This is a genomic window from Acidovorax sp. 107 (assembly GCF_003058055.1).
GTDB lineage: Bacteria > Pseudomonadota > Gammaproteobacteria > Burkholderiales > Burkholderiaceae_C > Acidovorax.
This window is the reverse complement of record NZ_QBTZ01000001.1, coordinates 3,872,434-3,892,297: the sequence shown is the minus strand read 5'-3', so window position 1 is coordinate 3,892,297 and position 19,864 is coordinate 3,872,434. Positions and strand designations below refer to the sequence as shown.

20 protein-coding genes are annotated in these 19,864 nt (G+C 63.8%); 13 read left to right on the top strand and 7 right to left on the bottom strand.

What is annotated here, in order from left to right; translation table 11 throughout:
* Positions 1–137 precede the first annotated feature (137 nt).
* The 3 genes from C8C99_RS18180 (at position 138) to C8C99_RS18170 (ending at position 2,454) form a co-directional block, all read left to right on the top strand.
* Positions 138–731 carry a phasin family protein gene (locus C8C99_RS18180; RefSeq protein WP_056647069.1) on the top strand — a complete coding sequence of 198 codons (594 nt, stop codon included), beginning with the start codon at positions 138–140 and terminating at the stop codon, positions 729–731.
* Positions 732–961: 230 nt separating this feature from the next.
* Positions 962–1,624: a TetR/AcrR family transcriptional regulator gene (locus C8C99_RS18175; protein ID WP_056647073.1), complete on the top strand. Its 663-nt coding sequence runs from the start codon at positions 962–964 to the stop codon at positions 1,622–1,624.
* 53 nt (positions 1,625–1,677) lie between these two features.
* Complete coding sequence (locus C8C99_RS18170) at positions 1,678–2,454, top strand: hypothetical protein (RefSeq protein ID WP_056647075.1); 777 nt, start codon at positions 1,678–1,680, stop codon at positions 2,452–2,454.
* Positions 2,455–2,646: 192 nt separating this feature from the next.
* Here C8C99_RS18170 and C8C99_RS18165 read toward each other — a convergent pair whose 3' ends face one another.
* Positions 2,647–3,414, bottom strand: coding sequence for a type III pantothenate kinase (locus C8C99_RS18165; RefSeq protein ID WP_056647078.1), 768 nt, complete (start codon positions 3,412–3,414; stop codon positions 2,647–2,649).
* 180 nt (positions 3,415–3,594) lie between these two features.
* Here C8C99_RS18165 and lysM point away from each other — a divergent pair, with 180 nt between their 5' ends.
* On the top strand, positions 3,595–4,083 hold the full coding sequence (lysM, locus tag C8C99_RS18160; protein ID WP_056647081.1) for a peptidoglycan-binding protein LysM: 489 nt from the start codon (positions 3,595–3,597) through the stop codon (positions 4,081–4,083).
* 102 nt (positions 4,084–4,185) lie between these two features.
* Here the strand turns inward: lysM and C8C99_RS18155 are convergent, their stop codons facing one another.
* A complete protein-coding gene (locus C8C99_RS18155) occupies positions 4,186–4,908 on the bottom strand; it encodes a TetR/AcrR family transcriptional regulator (RefSeq protein ID WP_082576962.1) in 723 nt (240 codons plus the stop codon).
* Positions 4,909–5,038: 130 nt separating this feature from the next.
* Between C8C99_RS18155 and C8C99_RS18150 the strand changes: the two genes are divergently transcribed.
* From C8C99_RS18150 to C8C99_RS18110, 9 genes are read left to right on the top strand one after another with little or no spacing between them, the layout of a single operon-like run.
* The gene (locus C8C99_RS18150; protein WP_082576963.1) at positions 5,039–6,262 is read left to right on the top strand and encodes an acyl-CoA dehydrogenase family protein; all 1,224 of its coding nucleotides are present in this window, start codon (positions 5,039–5,041) and stop codon (positions 6,260–6,262) included.
* On the top strand, positions 6,259–7,341 hold the full coding sequence (locus C8C99_RS18145) for an acyl-CoA dehydrogenase family protein (protein WP_056647084.1): 1,083 nt from the start codon (positions 6,259–6,261) through the stop codon (positions 7,339–7,341). The genes C8C99_RS18150 and C8C99_RS18145 overlap by 4 nt, the downstream gene beginning before the upstream one ends.
* A gap of 20 nt (positions 7,342–7,361) precedes the next feature.
* On the top strand, positions 7,362–8,156 hold the full coding sequence (locus tag C8C99_RS18140; protein ID WP_056647088.1) for an enoyl-CoA hydratase/isomerase family protein: 795 nt from the start codon (positions 7,362–7,364) through the stop codon (positions 8,154–8,156).
* A gap of 33 nt (positions 8,157–8,189) precedes the next feature.
* Complete coding sequence (locus C8C99_RS18135) at positions 8,190–9,452, top strand: ABC transporter substrate-binding protein (RefSeq protein WP_056647092.1); 1,263 nt, start codon at positions 8,190–8,192, stop codon at positions 9,450–9,452.
* A gap of 12 nt (positions 9,453–9,464) precedes the next feature.
* The gene (locus C8C99_RS18130; protein ID WP_056647095.1) at positions 9,465–10,349 is read left to right on the top strand and encodes a branched-chain amino acid ABC transporter permease; all 885 of its coding nucleotides are present in this window, start codon (positions 9,465–9,467) and stop codon (positions 10,347–10,349) included.
* A 3-nt stretch (positions 10,350–10,352) separates the two neighbouring features.
* On the top strand, positions 10,353–11,357 hold the full coding sequence (locus C8C99_RS18125) for a branched-chain amino acid ABC transporter permease (protein ID WP_056647098.1): 1,005 nt from the start codon (positions 10,353–10,355) through the stop codon (positions 11,355–11,357).
* Positions 11,354–12,103 carry an ABC transporter ATP-binding protein gene (locus tag C8C99_RS18120; protein WP_056647102.1) on the top strand — a complete coding sequence of 250 codons (750 nt, stop codon included), beginning with the start codon at positions 11,354–11,356 and terminating at the stop codon, positions 12,101–12,103. Before C8C99_RS18125 ends, C8C99_RS18120 begins: the two co-directional genes overlap by 4 nt.
* Positions 12,096–12,800 (top strand): ABC transporter ATP-binding protein, encoded by a 705-nt coding sequence (locus C8C99_RS18115; protein ID WP_056647105.1) that lies wholly within the window; start codon positions 12,096–12,098, stop codon positions 12,798–12,800. Before C8C99_RS18120 ends, C8C99_RS18115 begins: the two co-directional genes overlap by 8 nt.
* 13 nt (positions 12,801–12,813) lie before the next feature.
* Complete coding sequence (locus C8C99_RS18110; RefSeq protein ID WP_199226451.1) at positions 12,814–14,517, top strand: AMP-binding protein; 1,704 nt, start codon at positions 12,814–12,816, stop codon at positions 14,515–14,517.
* A 57-nt stretch (positions 14,518–14,574) separates the two neighbouring features.
* Here C8C99_RS18110 and C8C99_RS18105 read toward each other — a convergent pair whose 3' ends face one another.
* From C8C99_RS18105 to glyS, 5 genes are all read right to left on the bottom strand, one after another.
* Positions 14,575–14,997, bottom strand: coding sequence for a rhodanese-like domain-containing protein (locus C8C99_RS18105; protein WP_056647110.1), 423 nt, complete (start codon positions 14,995–14,997; stop codon positions 14,575–14,577).
* Positions 14,998–15,134: 137 nt separating this feature from the next.
* A complete protein-coding gene (locus C8C99_RS18100; RefSeq protein ID WP_108626485.1) occupies positions 15,135–16,091 on the bottom strand; it encodes a M48 family metallopeptidase in 957 nt (318 codons plus the stop codon).
* Positions 16,092–16,101: 10 nt separating this feature from the next.
* The gene (locus C8C99_RS18095; RefSeq protein WP_108626484.1) at positions 16,102–16,875 is read right to left on the bottom strand and encodes a 1-acyl-sn-glycerol-3-phosphate acyltransferase; all 774 of its coding nucleotides are present in this window, start codon (positions 16,873–16,875) and stop codon (positions 16,102–16,104) included.
* 64 nt (positions 16,876–16,939) lie between these two features.
* A complete protein-coding gene (gene gmhB, locus C8C99_RS18090) occupies positions 16,940–17,557 on the bottom strand; it encodes a D-glycero-beta-D-manno-heptose 1,7-bisphosphate 7-phosphatase (RefSeq protein WP_108626483.1) in 618 nt (205 codons plus the stop codon).
* Between the two features lie 47 nt (positions 17,558–17,604).
* A complete protein-coding gene (glyS, locus tag C8C99_RS18085; RefSeq protein WP_108627229.1) occupies positions 17,605–19,854 on the bottom strand; it encodes a glycine--tRNA ligase subunit beta in 2,250 nt (749 codons plus the stop codon).
* Positions 19,855–19,864 lie beyond the last annotated feature (10 nt).

Genomic DNA, 19,864 nt, shown 5'->3' with positions numbered 1-19,864 from the left:
CGGGCGGGCTAGATGGCACGCTCTACATTTTTAGGAGCACACGCCTACACCTTGCGCGCCGCGCGGCGTACAGTGCGGCCATGCGCCGAAGGCAAAATCGCCCCGGCAACCCCAACCAACCGCACCACGGAGGCCTTATGGTCAAGAAACTGCAGAAACTCAGCGCTGACAAGAAGAAGAGCAACGCCCAACTGTCCAGCACCGTCAAGGACTCCGCACAGCAGATCTGGCTGGCCGGCCTGGGCGCCTTCTCCAAGGCGCAGGAAGAAGGCGGCAAGGTGTTTGAAGCCTTGGTCAAGGAAGGCCTGACTATCCAGCGCAAGACCCAGGCCGTGGCCGAAGAAAAGATCACCGAAGCCACCAGCCGCGTAACCACCATGGCCAGCGACATCGGTTCCAAGGCCCAGGGCCAGTGGGACAAGCTCGAAAACATCTTTGAAGACCGTGTGGCCAAGGCGCTATCCAAGCTGGGCGTCCCCTCTGCCCGCGACCTGGAAGCCCTGAGCGCCCGTGTGGACGCACTTGCGAAGGGCAGCAAGGCCGTACCTACCAAGACAGCCGCCAAACCCGCAGCCAAGGCCCCCGCCAAGAAGGCGGCTGCAAAGAAGGCCGCGCCTGCCAAGGCGGCCGCCAAGCCCGCAGCCAAAGCCCCCGCTAAGAAGGCAGCGGCTAAGAAGACCGCAACACGTGCCGCGGCCGACGCAGCCACCAGCACGCCCTCGGCCAGCTGATCGGAGGCTTGCCGCCGGCAAGCACCCCACCCGCACAAAGCGGTCCACGCACCTCGGTGCCTGGGCCGCTTTTCTTTTTTTGGTGAAACCCTTGAAGTGCGCTACAAGCAGTCTGGATGCAGCACGCGCACCCTCAGCTCATGTCGCACTGCAGCATGACTGCGTGGGTTAGAGTAGCCATCAGAGACAACGCAACAACGACACACAACGACGCGAAGGGGCCCGCACACATGGTGAAGAAAGCGCCACGCCGCACCGCAGAACGCATTCTGGAAGTGACGCTGGACCTGTTCAACCGGTTCGGCGAACCCAACGTCTCCACCACCCTGATCTCGGCCGAGCTGCGCATCAGCCCCGGCAACCTGTACTACCACTACCCCGCCAAGGATGAGCTGATCAACGCGCTGTTTGATCGCTACGAAAGCTCGCTCACCGAGCTGCTGGCCGCCGCCGACGGTGTACGCAATGTGGAGGACGCCTGGTTTTTCATGCACTCGCTGTTCGAGCTGATCTGGCAGTACCGCTTTTTGTACCGCGACCTCAACGACCTGCTGTCCAAGAACCGGCGTCTGGAAACCCACTTCCAGGCCATCCTCAAGAACAAGACCCGCGCAGTGCGAGCCATGCTGGACGGCATGGCGCGTACAGACGCACTGCACATCGACTCGCGCGAGCTGGAGGCCACTGCCACCAGCATGGTCGTGGTGCTGACCTACTGGCTCAGTTTTGAATACGTGCGCGACCCGCGCCGCGCGCTGGAGCCCGAAAGCGCCCAGTCCGCGCTGCTGCGGGGCGCCCACCATGTGCTGAACCTGCTCATGCCGTACCTCGAAAGCGGTCAGCGCGCCCACCTGCTGGAGCTGGTCGGCGCCTACGCCCCAGTGTCTGGCTGATACAGAGACAGCCCACCACAGCCCCCCCACAAGAACCTCCGGAGACACACACCATGGCCAAATGGACCCCCTTCCCCCACGCAGGCGACTACCGGTTCGACGCTGCAAGCGTCAAGAAGCATTGGGCCCGACTGCATGGCGGTGATGCCGAACCCTGCCCCAAGGACGCCGCCGTGCTGGAAGCCTGGGCGCTGTTCCACAACGGTGACTTTGAGAAAGCGGCGGCTGCAGGCCTGGCAGCTGGTGGCGCGGGCATCACTGCAGCCAACAAGGCCACCTCCATCTACGCCAACTACCTGGAGCCCAAGGAAAAGACGCGCCTGGACCTGTTCATGCAGGTGGCCGAACGGGCGCAGGCCCAGGCGGCGGCAGAGCCCGACAACGCCAACGCCTGGTACTGGCATGCCTATGCACTGGGCCGCTACAGCCAGGGCATCAGCGTGGCCAAGGCGCTGGCGCAGGGCCTGGGCGGCAAGGTGAAAGAGTCGCTCGAAAAGGCCATCGGTTTGTCGCCCAAACACGCCGACGCGCGCATTGCGCTCGGTGCCTTCCATGCCGAAGTGATCGACAAGGTGGGCTCACTGATTGGCGGCATGACCTACGGAGCCAAGAAGGACACAGGCCTCAAGCTGTTCCAGGAAGCGCTCAAGCTCAACCCAGGCTCCGCCATTGCGATGATCGAGTACGCCAACGCGCTCGTCATGCTGGAAGGCGACAAGAAGATGAAGGAAGCTACTGCGCTGTACGAAAAAGCCGCCGCCGCCGAGCCGATGGACGCCATGGAGCGGCTGGATGTGGAGATGGCGCGGACGGAGCTGGAAGAAGAGTAAAAGGCATCCCCCTGAGCGGCTTTGCCGCTTCCCCCTTCTCTCGACTGGCTACGCCATTCGGGAAGGGGGACGACACCCTCGCTGCGGGACGGCCCTTGCTCGGTGTCTCTGGCTTGCGCAGCGCCAGTTTTTCACAGAGGTTTGCAGTAGATTGCCGTGTCGCACTGCTAGTGATGCAGAGCTCAAAAGCCCTCACCCCCCAAACCGCTGCGAAGCGATCTCCAGCAACCCATCAAAAATCAGGTTGTCCACCAGCTCGAAGGGCCGCGTCATGCTGGGCGCCATCTTCCAGCCCGCGCCGCCCGTCATGATGCAGGCGGGCTCCTGACCGCAGTGCTGCAGCAGGTGCTGGTACATGCGCTCCACAGCCCCCGCAATGGCGTAGGTGCCACCGCTGGTCAGCGCATCGCTGGTGTTGGTGGGAAAAGGGCGCACCTCGCCTGTGGGTACGTGCAGACCGGCAGTGCCTGTTTCGAGCGCCCGCAGCATGATGCCGTGGCCAGGCAGGATGAGGCCACCCATGAAACGGCCCTCGGTGTCGATGCACTCCACCGTCACCGCCGTGCCCACCATTACCACGATCAATGGCCGCGCCGGGCCACGTGCCAGCACATGGTGGCGTGCGCCGATCATGGCTACCCAGCGGTCCGAGCCCAGGCGGGACGGGTGGTCGTAGCCATTGTTCAGCCCTGCCTCCTGCGCCGACGACACCACCCACGACGGAGTGACATCCCAGATTTCCATCTGCTCTTGTACGCGACGCTTGACGGCATCACCCGCCACCACACAGCCCAGCATGCGGTCCGGGTGGGGCAGTGAGGCCCAGCTGCCCTCAGCCAGGCGGTCGATATGGTCCAGAAACTCGGCGCCATGCGCAATGAGCGCAGCCCCGGGGCGGGGAGCGTCGTACAACGCCCATTTGAGACGGGTGTTACCGACGTCGATGGCCAGAAAAGTCATGCGGCGGATTATCCCGAGTTTTGCGATGCGCCCCTGCCCGAGGGCGACAGCCCACCGCCGCGTCACCCTTTCCCGTCCACAAATTGTGAGAAATCGTGTCGCTCCGCTGTCCGACACGCCACTGCCAGCTATTGCCGCTACAGTGGTTCTTCCTTTTTCTGCAACCTCAGGAGGTACGACATGGGTCTTTTCAGTTTCATCAAGGAAGCCGGTGAAAAGCTGTTTGGCGGCAAGGACGCACAGGCTGCCACCGCCGCCGCCCCCACGCAGGATGAACTCAACGCCAAGGCGAGCAAGGCCATCGAGACCTACATCGCAGCGCAAAACCTGGGCGCCAGCAATGTGCAGGTGGCCTTTCAGGGCCCCGAGGGCAAGGTCACGGTGAAGGGCACCGCCCCCACCCAGGCCGCCAAAGAAAAAGTGACCCTGTGCTGCGGCAACGTGGCCAGCGTGACCAGCGTCGAGAACCTGATGGAGGTGACCAACCCCGAGCCCGAAGCCCAGTACCACGACGTGGTGCGCGGCGACACGCTGAGCGCCATTGCCAAGAAGTTCTACGGTGACGCCAACAAGTACCCCGTGATCTTCGAGGCCAACAAGCCCATGCTGAGCCACCCCGACAAGATCTACCCCGGCCAGAAGCTGCGCATTCCGCCGTTGGCGAAATAGCCTTTCGCTTGGCATCTCCGTAGAGCTGCCCGTGCCAGTTCATCAGGCACGGGCAATTTTTTACCACTATCCCTACCAAGGCGTTCCGAAGAACCGCGCCGGTCATGCCTTATGTACTTTGAGGCCGTGGCGCAAGAATCGCATATAGGTCCGAATCACGTCATCGTTCCCAGCGCTTGCCGGACGCAATGGGCTTTTCGTATAGATGTACAAATAGTCGCGGGCGGCAATCAGCATGTAAGCGAGCGTGCCTAGTTCATCCTTGGAATAGCCTGTGATTTCGCCTCGCTCCACCGCGCGTAGGAGAAACTTTACGTATCGCTGGGAGACCTCTGCGTGATGGGCAGCCCAGGCCTTGGGCGCCTCGACCTCGGCCTCGTTGAGAACCCGCCAGAACCAAGGGTGTTCCTGCAGGTAGTCAAACACTGCACGCACCCCAATTTCCTCGACTTCAAAAAACCCCTTGACTCCATGCGCGCGAGCGCGGACATGCTCCAAAAGCACCCGACCAAAATACGGGAGCAGTTCATCGAACAGCAGCTGCCGCGATTCAAAGTACAGATAGAAAGTGCCCTGCGCGATGCCCGCGTGAGAGGTGATGCGCTGCACCGATGCCTCACGGTAGCCGTACTCCCCCACAACCGCTGCAGCGGATGACAGCAGCTTGTCTCGGGTCATCGCAGCCTTCTCGGCGCGATTCAGACGCGGCTTGGGCGACAACGGCACGCAGCTCTCGCTCGGCAAAAGGTCTGCCGTGCCCTTGGCGGACTTCGGTGATTGGGCCAATCCGTTTCCTCTCGTGTTGCACTGCGACGTGTTGGGCATCGCAGCGATTCAGTCTAGCGGAACCCCACTGGGGCAGAAATCTCAGTGTTTACCCGCGATGTCATGCATTGGACTGGACAAAAATGAATTATGACTCACAATTCATTTTAATTCATCTAAATGACATTCCATGCACTCCACCAACCCATTGCCCTCCCCCGTCACCCAGCACGCAGGGCTGGATGCCGAAGGAGCGTTTCGCCAGGCGGTGCGGACGTTCTGCATGCATGAACTGCCTCAAGGTCTCAGACACAAGGTACATGGCAATCTCTTCCTGAACAAACAGGACAACCTGGAATTTCTGCATGCGCTGCACCGCCGGGGCTGGTCTGCCGGGCACTGGCCGCGCCAATATGGAGGTTGCGACTGGAGCCCGCTGGAGCGTTTCATCTTCGAAGAAGAGAGCACGCTCAACGGAGCGCCCTGGCTGATTCCTTTCGGGGTCAACTATGTCGGCCCGGTGATCTATACATTTGGCTCGCCAGCACAAAAGGAAAGGTTCCTGCCGCCGATCCTTGCTTCCACCGAGTGGTGGGCCCAGGGTTACTCGGAACCCGGCGCCGGCTCAGACCTCGCTTCACTCAAAACACGGGCCGTACGCACTGGCAACGGCTACCGGGTAACAGGTCAAAAAATCTGGACCAGCTACGTGCAATGGGCCGACTGGATGTTCTGCCTCGTGCGCACCAGCGACGAAGAACGACCCCAGCAAGGCATCTCTTTTTTGCTGATCGACATGCGTACTCCCGGCATCACGATCCGGCCGATCCGCACCATGGATGGCTGCCACCATGTCAACGAGGTGTTTCTGGACGACGTAGAAGTTCCCATGGAAAACCTGGTAGGTGAAGAGGGTCGCGGCTGGCACTACGCCAAATTTCTGCTGGGCAACGAGCGCGTGCTTGCGGCAGAAACAGGCCGGTCCATGCGGCAGCTACAGCACCTGCAGCGCCTTGTGCGCGAGCGAGCAGGCGGTGAAGGCGTGGACCTGCCAGAGTTCGAACGCCGCCTGCACAGGCTACAGCTACAGCTGCACGTGCTGCGCGCCTTTTGCCTGGAAACCGCGCGCAACATGAGCACGCAGGACAGTGCAGGCGTCGAGGCCTCGATCATGAAGATCCGTGGCTCCGAGCTGCAGCAGGCGATTTCAGAGGCCTCCATGGACTGGCTCGGAGCCAGCGCCACCGTCTACGACCCGGCACTGGTGCATGAGCAGCAGGCAACCTCGCGCCTCGGCCCACCTGAAACCGCAGGCGCCGTGCGCGAATATCTGCATGGCCGAGCCTCCACGATTTACGGAGGCTCCAACGAAATCCAACGCAACATCATCAGCAAGGCAGAGCTGGGACTATGAAACCAACGCAATGGCTCGACGAAACCGACGCAGCACTGGCCGATGCAGCGCAACGCTACTTGCAAGACCGATACAAGCTCGACGCCCGCATGCACCTGGAAGGCCCCCAACGCCGTTTTGACGCGCGTGTATGGAGTGACCTCGGACACATGGGCTGGTGTGCTGTTTCGGCCGACGAGGCGCTCGGTGGCCTGGGTTTCAGGCCGTCTTCGATCATGCTGCTATCCCAGGCAGCAGGTCGGGCGCTGTTGACCGAGCCGTTCATCAGTAGTGGTGTGGTGCCAGCGCGGTTGCTATCGGCCTGCGAGCCCAGCGCTGACCGCGACCGGCTCTTGGCTGATGCAGTGTCTGGACAGCAGCGCCTAGTGGTCACGCCTGCACTCACTGCAACCACCATCACACAAGGAGGCCTGAATGCTAAATGGCCGTGGATACCCGACGCGGACATTGCGCAAACCCTGCTGGTCCCCGTGGATGGGCAGGGCTTGTATGCCGTACCGGCAGGAAGCCCAGGACTCGGTGTGCAGGCCTTGCCATTGCTAGACGGCAGGGGGGCCGCGTCTGTCGCCCTGCGCCAATGCGGCGGGGTCCTCCTGCGCGAATCCACCTCCGGCGGAATCGCCAGGGCTCATGCACAGGCCGTACTGCTGGCCACCCTGGCGGTCGCAGCCGATTCGGTAGGGGTCATGCAAGGAGCCATGACACTCACACTTGAATATCTCAAGACGCGCAGACAGTTCGGCACCACACTGGGTTCACAACAGGTGCTGCAGCACCGCGCCGTGGACATGTACATCCGCTTGGCGGAGAGCGAATCCGTCGTACGTCAGGCCATGCGTCAACTGTCCAGTGCAGCCCCCGACGGTGCGGCACAGGTTCATGCCGCCAAGGCAGTGGCCTGCGACAGCGCACGCCTGGTCACGCAAGAGGCGGTGCAGCTGCACGGCGGTATCGGCATCACCGAGGAATACGCCATCAGCCACTACCTGCGGCGCTCCCGGGTCAACGAGCAGTGGTACGGCTCTACCGAACACCACTTCCAAGCATTCACACAAGCCAGCACAGCACTTCACCCTTGAACTCACTCCACGGAGCAAGCATGGACTTTGATGACTACCAATGCATCCGCTTCCAACGCCAGGGGCGGGTGCTCACCCTGACGCTGAGCCGACCACAGCAACGCAATGCAGTCAATGCTCGACTACATCATGAGCTCTCCCAGGTGTTCACCGACGCGCAGCGCGACCCTGATAGCGACATCGTCGTGCTGACCGGCGACGGCGCAGCATTTTGTGCCGGAGGCGACATTGATTGGATGCAGCGCTCCGTGGACGACCCCGCAGAGTTTGAAAAAACGGCCCGAGAGGCCAAGGACATCGTCTTCAGCCAGCTGGACCTGGAAAAGCCGCTGCTGTGCAGGCTTAACGGCCATGCCACAGGCCTGGGAGCCAGCCTGGCCCTGTTGTGCGATATCGTCATTGCAGCAGACACTGCAAAAATCGGCGATCCGCACGTCAGCGTCGGGCTGGTGGCCGGGGATGGCGGCGCGATCATCTGGCCTCAACTGGTGGGTTACGCCAAGGCCCGCAAGTATCTCTTCACCGGCGAGCTGATGACCGCGGCAGAAGCCGAGCGCATCGGCCTGATCACCGAAGTCGTTGCGCCGCATGCGCTGGACGATGCTATCGCACAGCTGGCGGCCCGGCTGGAGCAAGGCGCCACCAAGGCTATCCGCTGGACCAAGATTGCCACCAACTTGCCGCTCAAGCAGCTGTTCCACAGCTACTTCGATGCCGGCGTGGCGTACGAGTGCCTCTCCAACCGCACTGCCGACCACGCAGAGGCCGTCAAGGCGTTCTCCGAGAAGCGCAAACCAGTGTTCACCGGCCAATAACCCTTGTCAGCAGAAACACCCCAGGAGACAACCATGAACCCAGCGAATCGCAGAGACATACTGAAGTACGGCGCAGCCGCAGCCGCGTCCACACTGTCCCTTCCCGGGCTGAACCTGGCGCACGCGCAAGCGGGGCCACTCAAGATCGGACTCATCACCCCGCTGAGCGGCCCCCAAGAATTCATCGGCTCGTATGTCAAGAACGGTGCTGAGATCGCAGTTGACCAGATCAACAAGGCCGGGGGCATTCAGGGCCGGCAGGTCGCCCTTGAAATCCGTGACGACAAGGCCAATCCGGCCGCAGCACTGGCCGCTGCGCGCGAGCTGCTGGGTGCGGGCATCAATCTGCATACCGGCGGAATCTCCAGCGCTGTAGTGCTGGCGCTGATTCCCGTAATGCAACAGGAGAACGGCGTGTTCATGACCTGCGGCGCAGGCACGGAAAAGATGAACCACGAGAACTACTCACCGAATCTGTTCCGCCCAGGCGACGCACCGGATGCACGAGGCCGCGCCCAGGCCCGCCTGATGGCGGAGAAGTATCCGCAGATAACTCGCTGGACCGGACTGATCCCGGACCACGAATACGGACGCACGATGTGGAGCATTTTCGTGGACGGACTGCTGGAGTTCTATCCGGCTCTCACGGGCAAGAAGCCCGAGATCCTGGACCCGATCCTGCTTCCCTACGGCGTCTCCGACTATCGCAACTCCATCACCCAGGCCCTGCGTCAACAGGCAGACGGCGTGTACAACGCGACCTATGGAGGCGATGCGATCACCATGTTCCAGCAAGCCCGCGGATTTGGACTGATGCAACGCTACAAGGTCGTGTGCGATGCCGCCAATGAATTCCTGGTCGCCCGGGGAATGAAGCAGCAATTGCCCCCTCACTGGACCGGCATGCACTACTACGCCGAAGCCAACAAGGGCAACGCCATGAGCGACCGCTTTGTGGCCGACTATCTGGCCAAGACCAAGGACCCCGAACCACTGGGCTGGGCCGCAGAAGCACACGCTAGCATTTATGCGCTGGCCAAGGCCATCGAGAAGGGCAAGTCCACAGACACAAAATCGGTCATTGCCAACCTCAAGGGCCTGACCTGGGATACCGTCACGGGCTCCCGTACGCTGCGCGCAGAGGACAACCAGGCTATCAAGGATGTGGAGCTTGTCTACATCGAACCAGCCGCCACCGACAAGGGCTACCGCGTGGCCCAATACCAGAAGGTCGAGGGCAAGTCGGTGCTGCTGCCCGCGTCGCCCGGCAAGAAGCTCGTGCTGCGCACGGCCTAACGGATACATGCCATGGTGTTCGCTGACGTTCTGACCCTGTTGGTCAACAGCCTGACCTGGGCCATGGCGACTTTTCTAGTCGCCGCCGGGCTCACGCTGATCTTCGGGACCTTGCACATCCTGAACTTCTCGCACGGCGGCTTTTTCATGATTGGCGCCTATGCGGCGTACTCGCTGACTCAGTCTCTGGGCGGTAGCGAATCCATGGCCATGTACCTGTTCGGTGCGTTGGTAGGAGGTGTTGTTGTGGCGGCGCTTGGCCTGGCAGTCGATCGCCTCATCCTGCGCCGCCTCAGCGGTGTGGACGACGCCTATGTGCTGATCGCCACCTACGCGCTGCTGCTCGTGTGTGAGGGCGGTACCAAGCTCATCTGGGGGCTCAACTACCGCAGCGTCATGCCGCCTACGGTGCTCGACGGCGCCTGGCTTGCGGGCCAGGCAGTCATTCCAAAGATGTCTGCTTTCATTGTTGCCTGCGGCATCGCGGTGTTTGTGGCAATGGAGTTCTTCCTGAACCGCACGCGCCCCGGGCGGCTGGTCAAGGCGATTGCCGCCGACCCGTGGATGGCCCGGTTGCTGGGCGTGAATGTGCGCCTGGTGTACACCGCCACAGTTGCCATCGGCTTTGCGCTGGCAGGTCTGGCTGGCGGCCTGCTGTTGGCCAACCAGACGCTGTCCCCCTCATTGGCTAGCGGCTTTGTGATCCAGGCCTTTGGCGTGATCATCATTGGCGGCATGGGCAGCATCAGCGGTGCCTTTTTGGGCTCCATCCTGCTGGGGCTGATTGACGCTGTCGGCCAATGGGTGCTGCCCAGCCTGCCAGGCCTGCCGTTCTTCATTGCCATGACGCTGATTTTGCTGCTGCGCCCCCAAGGGCTCATGGGCCGGAGGCACTAAACCATGCAAGCCAGTCTGTTTGTGGGCTCCCACCTGCGCCGCGACCTGTTGATCCTGCTGGCGCTGGCGGCCGTGGGCCTGCTGGTGCCGCACCTGCTCAACCGGGGCCTGATCTTCATTGCCGGCATGGTCTGGATCAATGCAGTCTTCGGCTTGTCGTTCAACCTGCTGTTCGGCACGTCGGGCGTATTGAGCTTCGGACAGGCGATGTTCTATGCGGCGGGGGCCTATGCCACTGCGGTATTCACCCAGCAGCTCGGCTGGCCCCTGGTGCCGTCGCTGCTGATCGCGGCCATCGCCGGCGGCTTGCTGGCCGGTTGTATCGGCTTTGTGGCGCTGCGCCGCAGCGAAGGGGTCTATTTCTCCATACTGACCTTGGCTTTTGCCGAACTGGTACATCTGCTGGTGGCCAACACGGGCTTTCTGGGCAAGAACGACGGCCTCAGCGCCTTGCCGCGCCCCAGATTCAGCCTGGGTGGCTGGGGTTGGGACCTGAGCAGGGGTGACACGTTCTATTACTTCATCGTGCTGGTGAGTGTGGCGCTGATCGCCCTGCTGCGCTGGGTGACAGGCACCGGCTTCGGCCGCGCCCTCCAGGCAATCCGCCAGGACCCGGAACGGGCAGAGTTCCTCGGCATTCCGGTGCAGCGGCACCGGTGGATGGTGTTCACCCTGGCGGGTGCCACCACCGCAGCCGCCGGCTCGCTGGTAGCGCCTTGGGCTCAGATCGTTACCCCCGAGCTGGCGCACTGGTCCCAATCGACCAACCCCATCCTGTACACCTTGCTGGGCGGCAGCGCATATTTCTGGGGGCCCGTGCTGGGAGCCATAGCTTTGAGCACGGTGTTCTATGTCACTCGTACGCTGGTGGGGCTGTCGGATCTGGTCACGGGTTTGCTGCTGCTGCTGGTGGTGCTGGCCCTGCCCGGCGGCATGCTGGGCGTGCTCTCCCGCTGGACCACCCGCTCGCGCCCTGCCCACCACAAACCCCAGGAGCCCAGGCCATGAGCACCACTTTGCTGGACGCGCGCCAGCTGGACAAGTCCTACGGCCGCATTGGCGTGCTGCGCGATGTCAGCCTCACCATTGGCGAGGGCGAGTCGCATGTGGTCATTGGCCCCAACGGAGCGGGCAAGACTACGTTGTTCAAGGTGCTTACCGGCGAACTGTTGGCCGATCGGGGACAGGTGCAGTTTCGCGGGGAGGATATCTCCGCATTGCCTGCGCACCAGCGGGTGCAGCGCGGCTTCGGCCGCACCTTCCAGGTGGCGCGGGTGTTTGGCAAGCTCACCGTGCAGGACAACTTGCACATCGCGCTGGAAGCCCATGCCCGCTCGCCCCGCGCTCAGGCAGGGCGGCCCGTTGATGATAGGTTGTTGGCGCTGCTGAACGATATCGGACTGACCCCGTTGAGGCACGCGGTCGCAAGCAGCCTGGCCTATGGCGACCGCAAGCGACTGGAAATGGCCATGGTGCTCGCCCTGGAGCCGGTGGCGCTGTTCCTGGACGAACCCACGGCCGGCATGTCCACCGCCGAACGGCAGGCCACGGTGCAACTACTGCGGCACATCAAAAAAACCCGCGGGCTGTCACTGCTCATGACCGAACACGACATGGATGTGGTGTTCGGCCTGGCCGATCGGATTTCCGTACTGCACCATGGGCAGCTGATCGCATCGGGCAGTCCACAGGCCATTCGCGAAGACCAGCGGGTCAAAGACATTTACCTCGGAGACGGTGACGACCATGCTTGAAGTTCGCGATCTGCATGCCCGCTACGGTGACAGCAAGGCCCTGTTCGGCTTGAGCCTGCGGGTGCCCACTGGTGGCGGCGTCGCTCTACTGGGACGCAATGGCGCGGGCAAGTCCACCTTGCTCAAGACGTTACTGGACGCGGGCCCCCAAGCCACGGGCAGCGTTCTGCTGGAAGGTCGCAGCCTTGCAGGCGTCAGCACCGAGGCCCGTGCGCGCATGGGCCTGATGCTGGTGCCGGAGGACCGGCGCATCTTCACCAACCTGACAGTCCGCCAGAATCTGGAACTGGCACTGCATGCCGCCGGAAGTCGCAGCCCGCACATGACCGTGGAGATGGTGTGCGACCTCTTTCCGCTGCTAAACGACCTGCAGGAACGCCTGGGCTACCAGCTCTCTGGCGGACAGCAACAGCTGGTGGCGGTAGCGCGCGGATTGATGGCATCCCCCAAGGTGCTGCTGCTCGATGAACCCGCCGAGGGCCTGGCCCCCAAGGTCGCACACGATCTGGCCCTGCAAGTGCGCCGCGCCCGGGAGCGCCTGCAGCTAACCTTGCTGCTGGCGGAGCAAAGCATTGCCTATGCGCGGCAATGCGCCGAATACGTGTACCTGCTGGACAGCGGCAACCTCGTGTTCGAGGGAGACTGGGCGCAGTTCGATGCACAACCCGCCCTCAAGACCCAATACCTTGCCGTCTGAAAGATTTTCCCCGATGCAACGCCAGAACCCCGCTTCCTCCATCCATCAAGACATCAGCGGCTGGCCCGTTCGACTCGATACCGCCCAAGCGGACCAATGGCGCGCCGACGGTACCTGGCAGAACACCACAGTGGCGCAGTGCGCCCGCCGCATTGCAGAGCAGGAACCGCAGCGCGTCACCCACGTCGACGACGGCGTACCTCACCAGATTGGCGCCTTGTGGAGCGATGCACAACGCCTGGCGACGGCACTCTGGCAGCGCGGCTATCGGCCCGGTGATGTCCTGGCTTTTCAGACCCCCAATTGGCACGAGAGCGTGCTCATCGATTTAGCGGCAAGCCTGCTGGGCGTGGTGCTGTGCCCCATCGTGACGATCTACCGAGACCACGAGGTGGAACTGATCCTGCGCGACAGCCGCGCCAAGGGGATCTTCGTGGCCCGGGAATTTCGGGGCTTTGACCATGCGCAGATGATGCAGCGCCTGCAACCCCGGCTGCCAGACCTGCAGCATGTCTGGACGGTGCGCGGCACTGCACCGGGTAGCTCATGGGAAGATCTGTCCGCCCTGTCCGCCCTGTCCGCCCTGTCCGCCCTGTCGGCCAACACGGCCCCTGCTCCGCAGTGGCCCACCGTATCGCCCGATGCCGTCAAGCTCGTGCTGTACACATCGGGCACCACCGGACACCCCAAGGCAGTGCTGCACTCGCACAACACCTTGATGCGTGCCGTATTGATGTGCGCTGATTACTGGCAACTGCAGCCTGGCGAGACGACATTGATGCCTTCGCCGGTCACGCATGTCACCGGTTTCAGCCATGGCATAGAAATGCCGTTCTACCGAGGGGTACGCGCCGTGCTGATGGAGAAATGGGACGCCGCCCAGGCAATGGACATCATCGAGCGTGATCGGGTGGCCTTCACCATCGGTGCTACCCCATTTCTGCAGGAGCTCATGGACCGCGCCGAGGCCACAGGCCGCACCTTACCCTCACTGCGGTTGTTTCCGTGCGGCGGCGCCGCCGTGGCGCCCGAAGTCATTTACAGAGTTCCCCGTATCCTGAGCCACTGCCGATCCTTCCGGGTGTATGGATCGAGCGAAGCGCCCATGATCACGCTGGGCTTCATGCAACCACACGAGCAGCAGCTGGCCGCAGAAACCGACGGCAAGGTGGTGGACTACGAGGTACGTATAGAGGCGGCCAATGGCGAAGAGGCCCCCCTGGGCCAAGAGGGTGAGATCTGCGTGCGCGGACCTGCATTGTTCCTGGGCTATGCCAACCCGGAACACACGCGCGAGGCGTTCGACAAGGCCGGCTACTTCCACACGGGTGACGTGGGCAGGCTCACGCCCGAAGGCGCGATCGTCTTCACGGGGCGCATCAAGGACCTCATCAACCGGGGCGGCGAGAAGATCAGTGCCAAGGAGGTGGAGGACCTCCTGCACCAGCACCCCAGCGTCCAAGCCGCCGCAGTGGTCGCCATGCCCCACGCGCGGCTGGGTGAAACGGTGTGTGCCTATGTCATCGCGCGACCCGGTTGCACACCGGCTGCCCAGGACATCCTGGCGCTGCTCGACCACTCCGGCGTCGCTCGGCAAAAGTACCCCGAACAGATCTTCTTCGTGGATCAGTTCCCAGTCACAGCGTCCGGCAAGATCAAGAAAGACCTGCTGCGCCAGGATGCACGACAGCGCCACATGGGCCCCGTACCGTCCTGAGCCACCGCATGCCACGGAGGGGTTCATTGCCGGCCGGGCTCGGGCTGCGCCTAGATGTCAGCCTTGCTTCCACGGCAGACCATGAAACCGCCAGCCGCCCTTCTTGCCGCGCTGGCTTTGCGCATCCGCATCGCCTTCAAACCCTTCGAGGATGTTGTACGCAGTGATGCCCAGCTCGGTTGCGCGGCGCGCGGCGGCAATGGAGCGCACACCGCTGCGGCACAGCAGCACGGCCCGCGCCCCCTCGGGCACAGCAGCGCGCATCTGGGCATCAAAGTCGGCGTTCATCGCCATGCCCGGCCATTGCTTCCAGGCCACAGAAGCGGCGCCGGGCACGTGGCCCACCCACTCGCGTTCGGCGTCGCTGCGCACGTCCACCAGCACGGCTTGCCCGGTCTGCACCCATTGCCAGGCCTGTTGGGGCGTCACGTCACCGGCATAGCCGTCGGCGGGAGAAACGGAGGAGAGCGTATTTGTCATGGTTTCGATCCTTTCTGGGCACTAGGCAAAACGTTTGGACTGGGCGCGACCGGTGCGAGGGACGCCTAGCAAGGGCCGCCCCGCAGCGAGGGCGTCGTCCCCCTTGGGGGAAGGCGCCGAAGGCGACTCAGGGGGATTCACCATAGGGGGGCCGGTTCGTCACGCAGGTGGCTGCGCAGCTGCGCGTAGTCGGGCACCACGGTGGCCACGGTGTCCCAGAAGCGCGGGCTGTGGTCCATCACACGCAGGTGGGCCAGCTCATGCGCCACCACGTAGTCGATGATGGCCGGGCGGTAGTGCAGCAGGCGCCAGTTCAGGCGGATGGAGCCGTCGGCCTTGGCGCTGCCCCAGCGGGTGTTGGCGCTCGACAGGCGCAGGCTGGCCCATCGCACGCCCAGGAGCGGCGCAAAGTGGTCCAGCCGCTCGGTGAAATGGCGGCGTGCATCGCGCATCAGCCAGGCCTGCACAGCGTCTCGGATCTGCGCGGGGCTGGCGCTGTGGGGCAGACCGATGTGCAGGCCGCGCATGGCCTCGCCGCTCTGATCTGCCGCCACCAGCGCCCCGCCCTTGCCTGCGAAGCCGTGGCTGGGGTCCAGCACCAACCGCAGCGGCTCGCCCAGATAGGGCAGCTCTGCGCCATGGGTCCACACGATGCGTCCACCTTCCATGCGCTGCTGGCGCTCGCGCGCCTCGCCCAGCTTGCGCAGGATCCAGTCGGATTTTTCGCGCAGCGCAGAATCCACCGCGCCCAGCGTCACCCAGCTGGGGGCGCGCACCGACAGGCCGTCGGGGCCCACCGCGAAGCCGATGCTGCGGCGGCGCGCACGCTGCAACGCATAGGCCACCACGGCGTCGCCCAGCAAGACCTCGCGGTTGGCTTGCGGGTGGCGGAATTCGGCGGGAGACAGCAGCGAGGGCAGCGGCACTGCGGGTGCCGCTGGGCGCTGCACTATCGTTTTAGGAGCTACCAGCGCTTGATCGACTAGCGCTTGCGGCTGATTTGACGTCAAACCCGCAGCCATGGGGCTAGGGGCTGCTGCAGGCGCGCCCGGCGGGTCGAACAGGTCCAGCGCCAGTTGCACAAGCCGCTGCATCACGGTCGGTTCACTTCCCGCTGTTGGCCGCGGTGTTGGCCGCTGGGGCCGGGTAAGCATCGGGGTCCAGGCGGCGCATCTCGGCCTCGATCCAGGCCTCCACCTCGCGCATCAGTTCGTCGGGCTGGCGTCCCACGCTGGAGATGGGCTTGCCGATCGACACGTCCACCACGCCGGGGCGCTTGACGAAGGCCTTGCGGGGCCACACCTTGGCCGAGGTCACGGCAATCGGGATCACGGGGGCGCCAGTGTCAATGGCCAGGCGCGTGCCACCGGTCTTGTAGTTGCCCTTCTGTCCCCGCTCGATGCGCGTACCCTCGGGGAACATGATGATCCAGATGCCCTTGGCCAGCAGGTCCTTGCCCTGCTGCACCACCCGGTTGAAGGCCTGCGTGCGCTGGTTGCGGTCGATGTGGATCATGTCCAGCCGCCCGATGGCCCAGCCGAAGAAGGGCACGTGCAGCAGCTCCTTCTTGAACACGTAGGCCAGGGGGTGCGGCATGATCACCGGCATCAAGAAGGTCTCGTACGTGGACTGGTGCTTGACCAGCAGGATCGCGCCTTCGTTGGCGCCCTGCGGCAGGTTCTCCATACCGGTCACCTCGGCGCGGATGCCCAGGATGACCCGCGCGCCGCTGATGCACAGCGACAGCCAGGCCCGTGCAATGCGGTACAGGGGCACGCCCCGCACGCCCAGCAGCGTGCCCAGCATGATGGTCAATGCGTAGGGCACCACGGTGATGCCCATCCAGAGAAGGTGAATGACAGAACGGATAAGAGCCATTGGGATGTCTTTTTGGCCGCAAGCGCTAGTGAAATATGCGCAAACAGCTATGAATTAAATAGCATCAAGATACTGCCCCGCCATGCCCCGACAGTGGCAAGGGCGCTGCGGCCAAGGGGACTGCGGGGCCGGGCGTCGCCGGCAGCAACTGGTCCACAAAGTCGGCCAGGCTCGCGTGCACCTGCGTGCCAGGCGGCAGGCTCACGGGCAATGCGCCGCCCGGCCGCAGCGGGGCAGACCGGCCGGTGCACACCAGATGCAACTGGGCCCCCACGGCCGCGCCGGCTTGCAGGTGCGCCTCGCAGCTGCCGACCACGCGGACCTCGTCGCGCTCCACGCCGTAGCGGTCGCAGATCTGTTCCAGCAGGCCCGGCGCGGGCTTGCGGCAGCTGCAGTCCTCGTCCGCCGCATGGGGGCAATAGAACACGGCGTCGATGCGCCCGCCTACCGCAGCCACCTGCCGGTGCATCTTGGCGTGGATGGCGTTGAGCGCCACCACATCAAACAGGCCCCGGCCCAGGCCAGGCTGGTTGGTGGCCACCACCACGTGCCAGCCCGCATGGTTGAGGCGGGCAATGGCTTCGAGCGCGCCGGGCACCGCGGTCCACTCGTCGGCCGAGGTGATGTATTCATCCCCCATCGGGTTGAGGGTGCCGTCGCGGTCGAGGATGGCGAGTTTCATGGGAGGGGTTTGCCTTGTGAGAACCACCAGCCTACCAGCACCGGGGGTCAGGCCGCCAGACGGGACAGGTCAGCCACGCGGTTCATGGCTTCGTGCAGCGTCTTGAGCAGGCCCTGGCGGTTCAGGCGCAGGTCCAGCTGCTCGGCGTTCACCATCACGTCGTCAAAGAACGCATCGACCGGCGCGCGCAGCACGGCCAGGGTTTGCAGGCTGGCGGTGTAGTCACCGGCGTCGAACTGGGTATTGGCCTCAGGGACAAAACGCTGCAACGCTGCGTAGAGGTCCTGCTCGGCCTTTTCCTGCAGCAGGTCGGGATTCACATGGGCATCCACAACGCCTTCCACCTCGGCCTTCTTGAGGATGTTGCCCACGCGCTTGTTGGCTGCGGCCAGGGCCGGGCTTTCGGGCAGGGCGGCAAAGGCGCGCACTGCGGCCAGTTGTTTCTCGACCAGGGCCAGGCGTTGCGGGCGCAACGCCAGCACGGCGTCCACCTCTTGCGCGCGGTAGCCCTGCTCGCGCAGGCTGCCGGCAAGGCGGTCGTAGATGAAGTCGGCCAGCGCTTGCTTTGTCGATGGTTCGACAGATCGAACTGCGTATCCATGACCTACTGCTTGGAGCCCTGGTTTCCCTTCGAGTGCTGCAATCGCCTTTTCTTGCTGTTGTTGCGCCCAATTCCTCTGAATACCTTCGTCGCAGAAAACTGCCCAGCCAATGTTCAGAAATACGTCCAAATCGAGGGCAAGGCTCTTCTCGACCAGCATGCGGATCACGCCCAGCGCATGGCGGCGCAGCGCAAACGGGTCGCGGTCGCCGGTGGGCAGGTTGCCGATGCCAAACATGCCGACCAGGGTTTCGAGCTTGTCGGCCAGGGCCACCACCACGCCGGCCGTGTTGCGGGGCAGCGTGTCGCCCGCAAAGCGGGGCTTGTAGTGGTCTTCGATGGCGTTCGCCACGGTCTCGCCCAGGCCGTCGTTCAGGGCGTAGTAGCCGCCCATGATGCCCTGCAGCTCGGGGAACTCGCCCACCATGTCGGTCACGAGGTCGGTCTTGGCCAGTTGCGCGGCCAGGTCGGCGTCCTGCACCAGTTGCGCATCACCCAGCTGGGACGCAATCGCCTTGGCAATGGCACGCACGCGCTCCACGCGCTCGCCCTGGGTGCCCAGCTTGTTGTGGTACACGACCTTGCCCAGGCCCTCGACGCGAGAGGCCAGGGTCTTCTTGCGGTCCTGGTCAAAGAAGAACTTCGCATCGGCCAGGCGCGGGCGCACCACACGCTCATTGCCGCCGGTCACAAAGCTGGTGTCTTCGGGGCTGATGTTGCTGACCACCAGGAACTTGTTGGTGAGCTTGCCAGCGGCGTCCAGCAACGGGAAGTACTTCTGGTTGGCCTTCATCGTGAGGATGAGGCATTCCTGCGGCACGTCGAGGAACTCGGTCTCGAACGAGCAAGTGACCACGTTGGGCCGCTCGACCAGCGCGGTCACTTCGTCGAGCAAGGCTTCGTCTTCAATCGGGCGGGCGCCATTGCCCACCTTCGCGGCAGCAGCGGCGAGCTGGCGGGCGATCTCCGCCTTGCGCTCGGCAAAGCTGGCGATCACGGCGCCGTCCTTCTTCAGGGTGGCGGCGTAGCTGTCGGCGTCCTGCAGCACCACGGGCGACACGGCTGCTTCAAAACGGTGGCCGGTGGTGCTGTTGCCTGCCGTGAGGCCCAGCGCCTTCACAGGCACCACGGTGCTGCCATGCAGCGCGACCAGGCCGTGCGCGGGGCGCACAAAGTTCACGCTGGTCCAGCCGGGCAGCTCGCAGTCGGTTTCGAGCTGGTAACTCATCACCTTGGGGATGGGCAGCTTGGCAATGGCCTCATGGAGCGCCTGCTGCAGACCGGCTTGCAGCGTGGCGCCAGGCACCACGCTGTCGTAGAACAGGGCTTCGGCCTTGCCGTCCTGGGCACGCTTGAGAGCAGCCACGGCGGCTGCGGGGTTGGACACATCGGCGCCCAGGGCCTGCAGCTTTTTGAGCAATGCAGGCGTGGCGTTGCCGTCTTTGTCCAAGCCCACGGTCACGGGCATCAGCTTTTGCTGCACGGCCTTGTCAGCGGCCTTGTCGGCCACGGCCGTCACATGCGCAGCCAGGCGGCGGGGCGACGCAAAGGGCGTGACCACCGAGGCGGCCGTCGCCAGGCCCTGGGCCTTGAGCTGGTCGCCCAGCACGGTGGCAAAGGCATCGCCCAGCTTTTGCAATGCCTTGGGCGGCAGTTCTTCGACAAACAGTTCAACGAGGAGGTTTTGGGTTGTCATCGTCATTTCT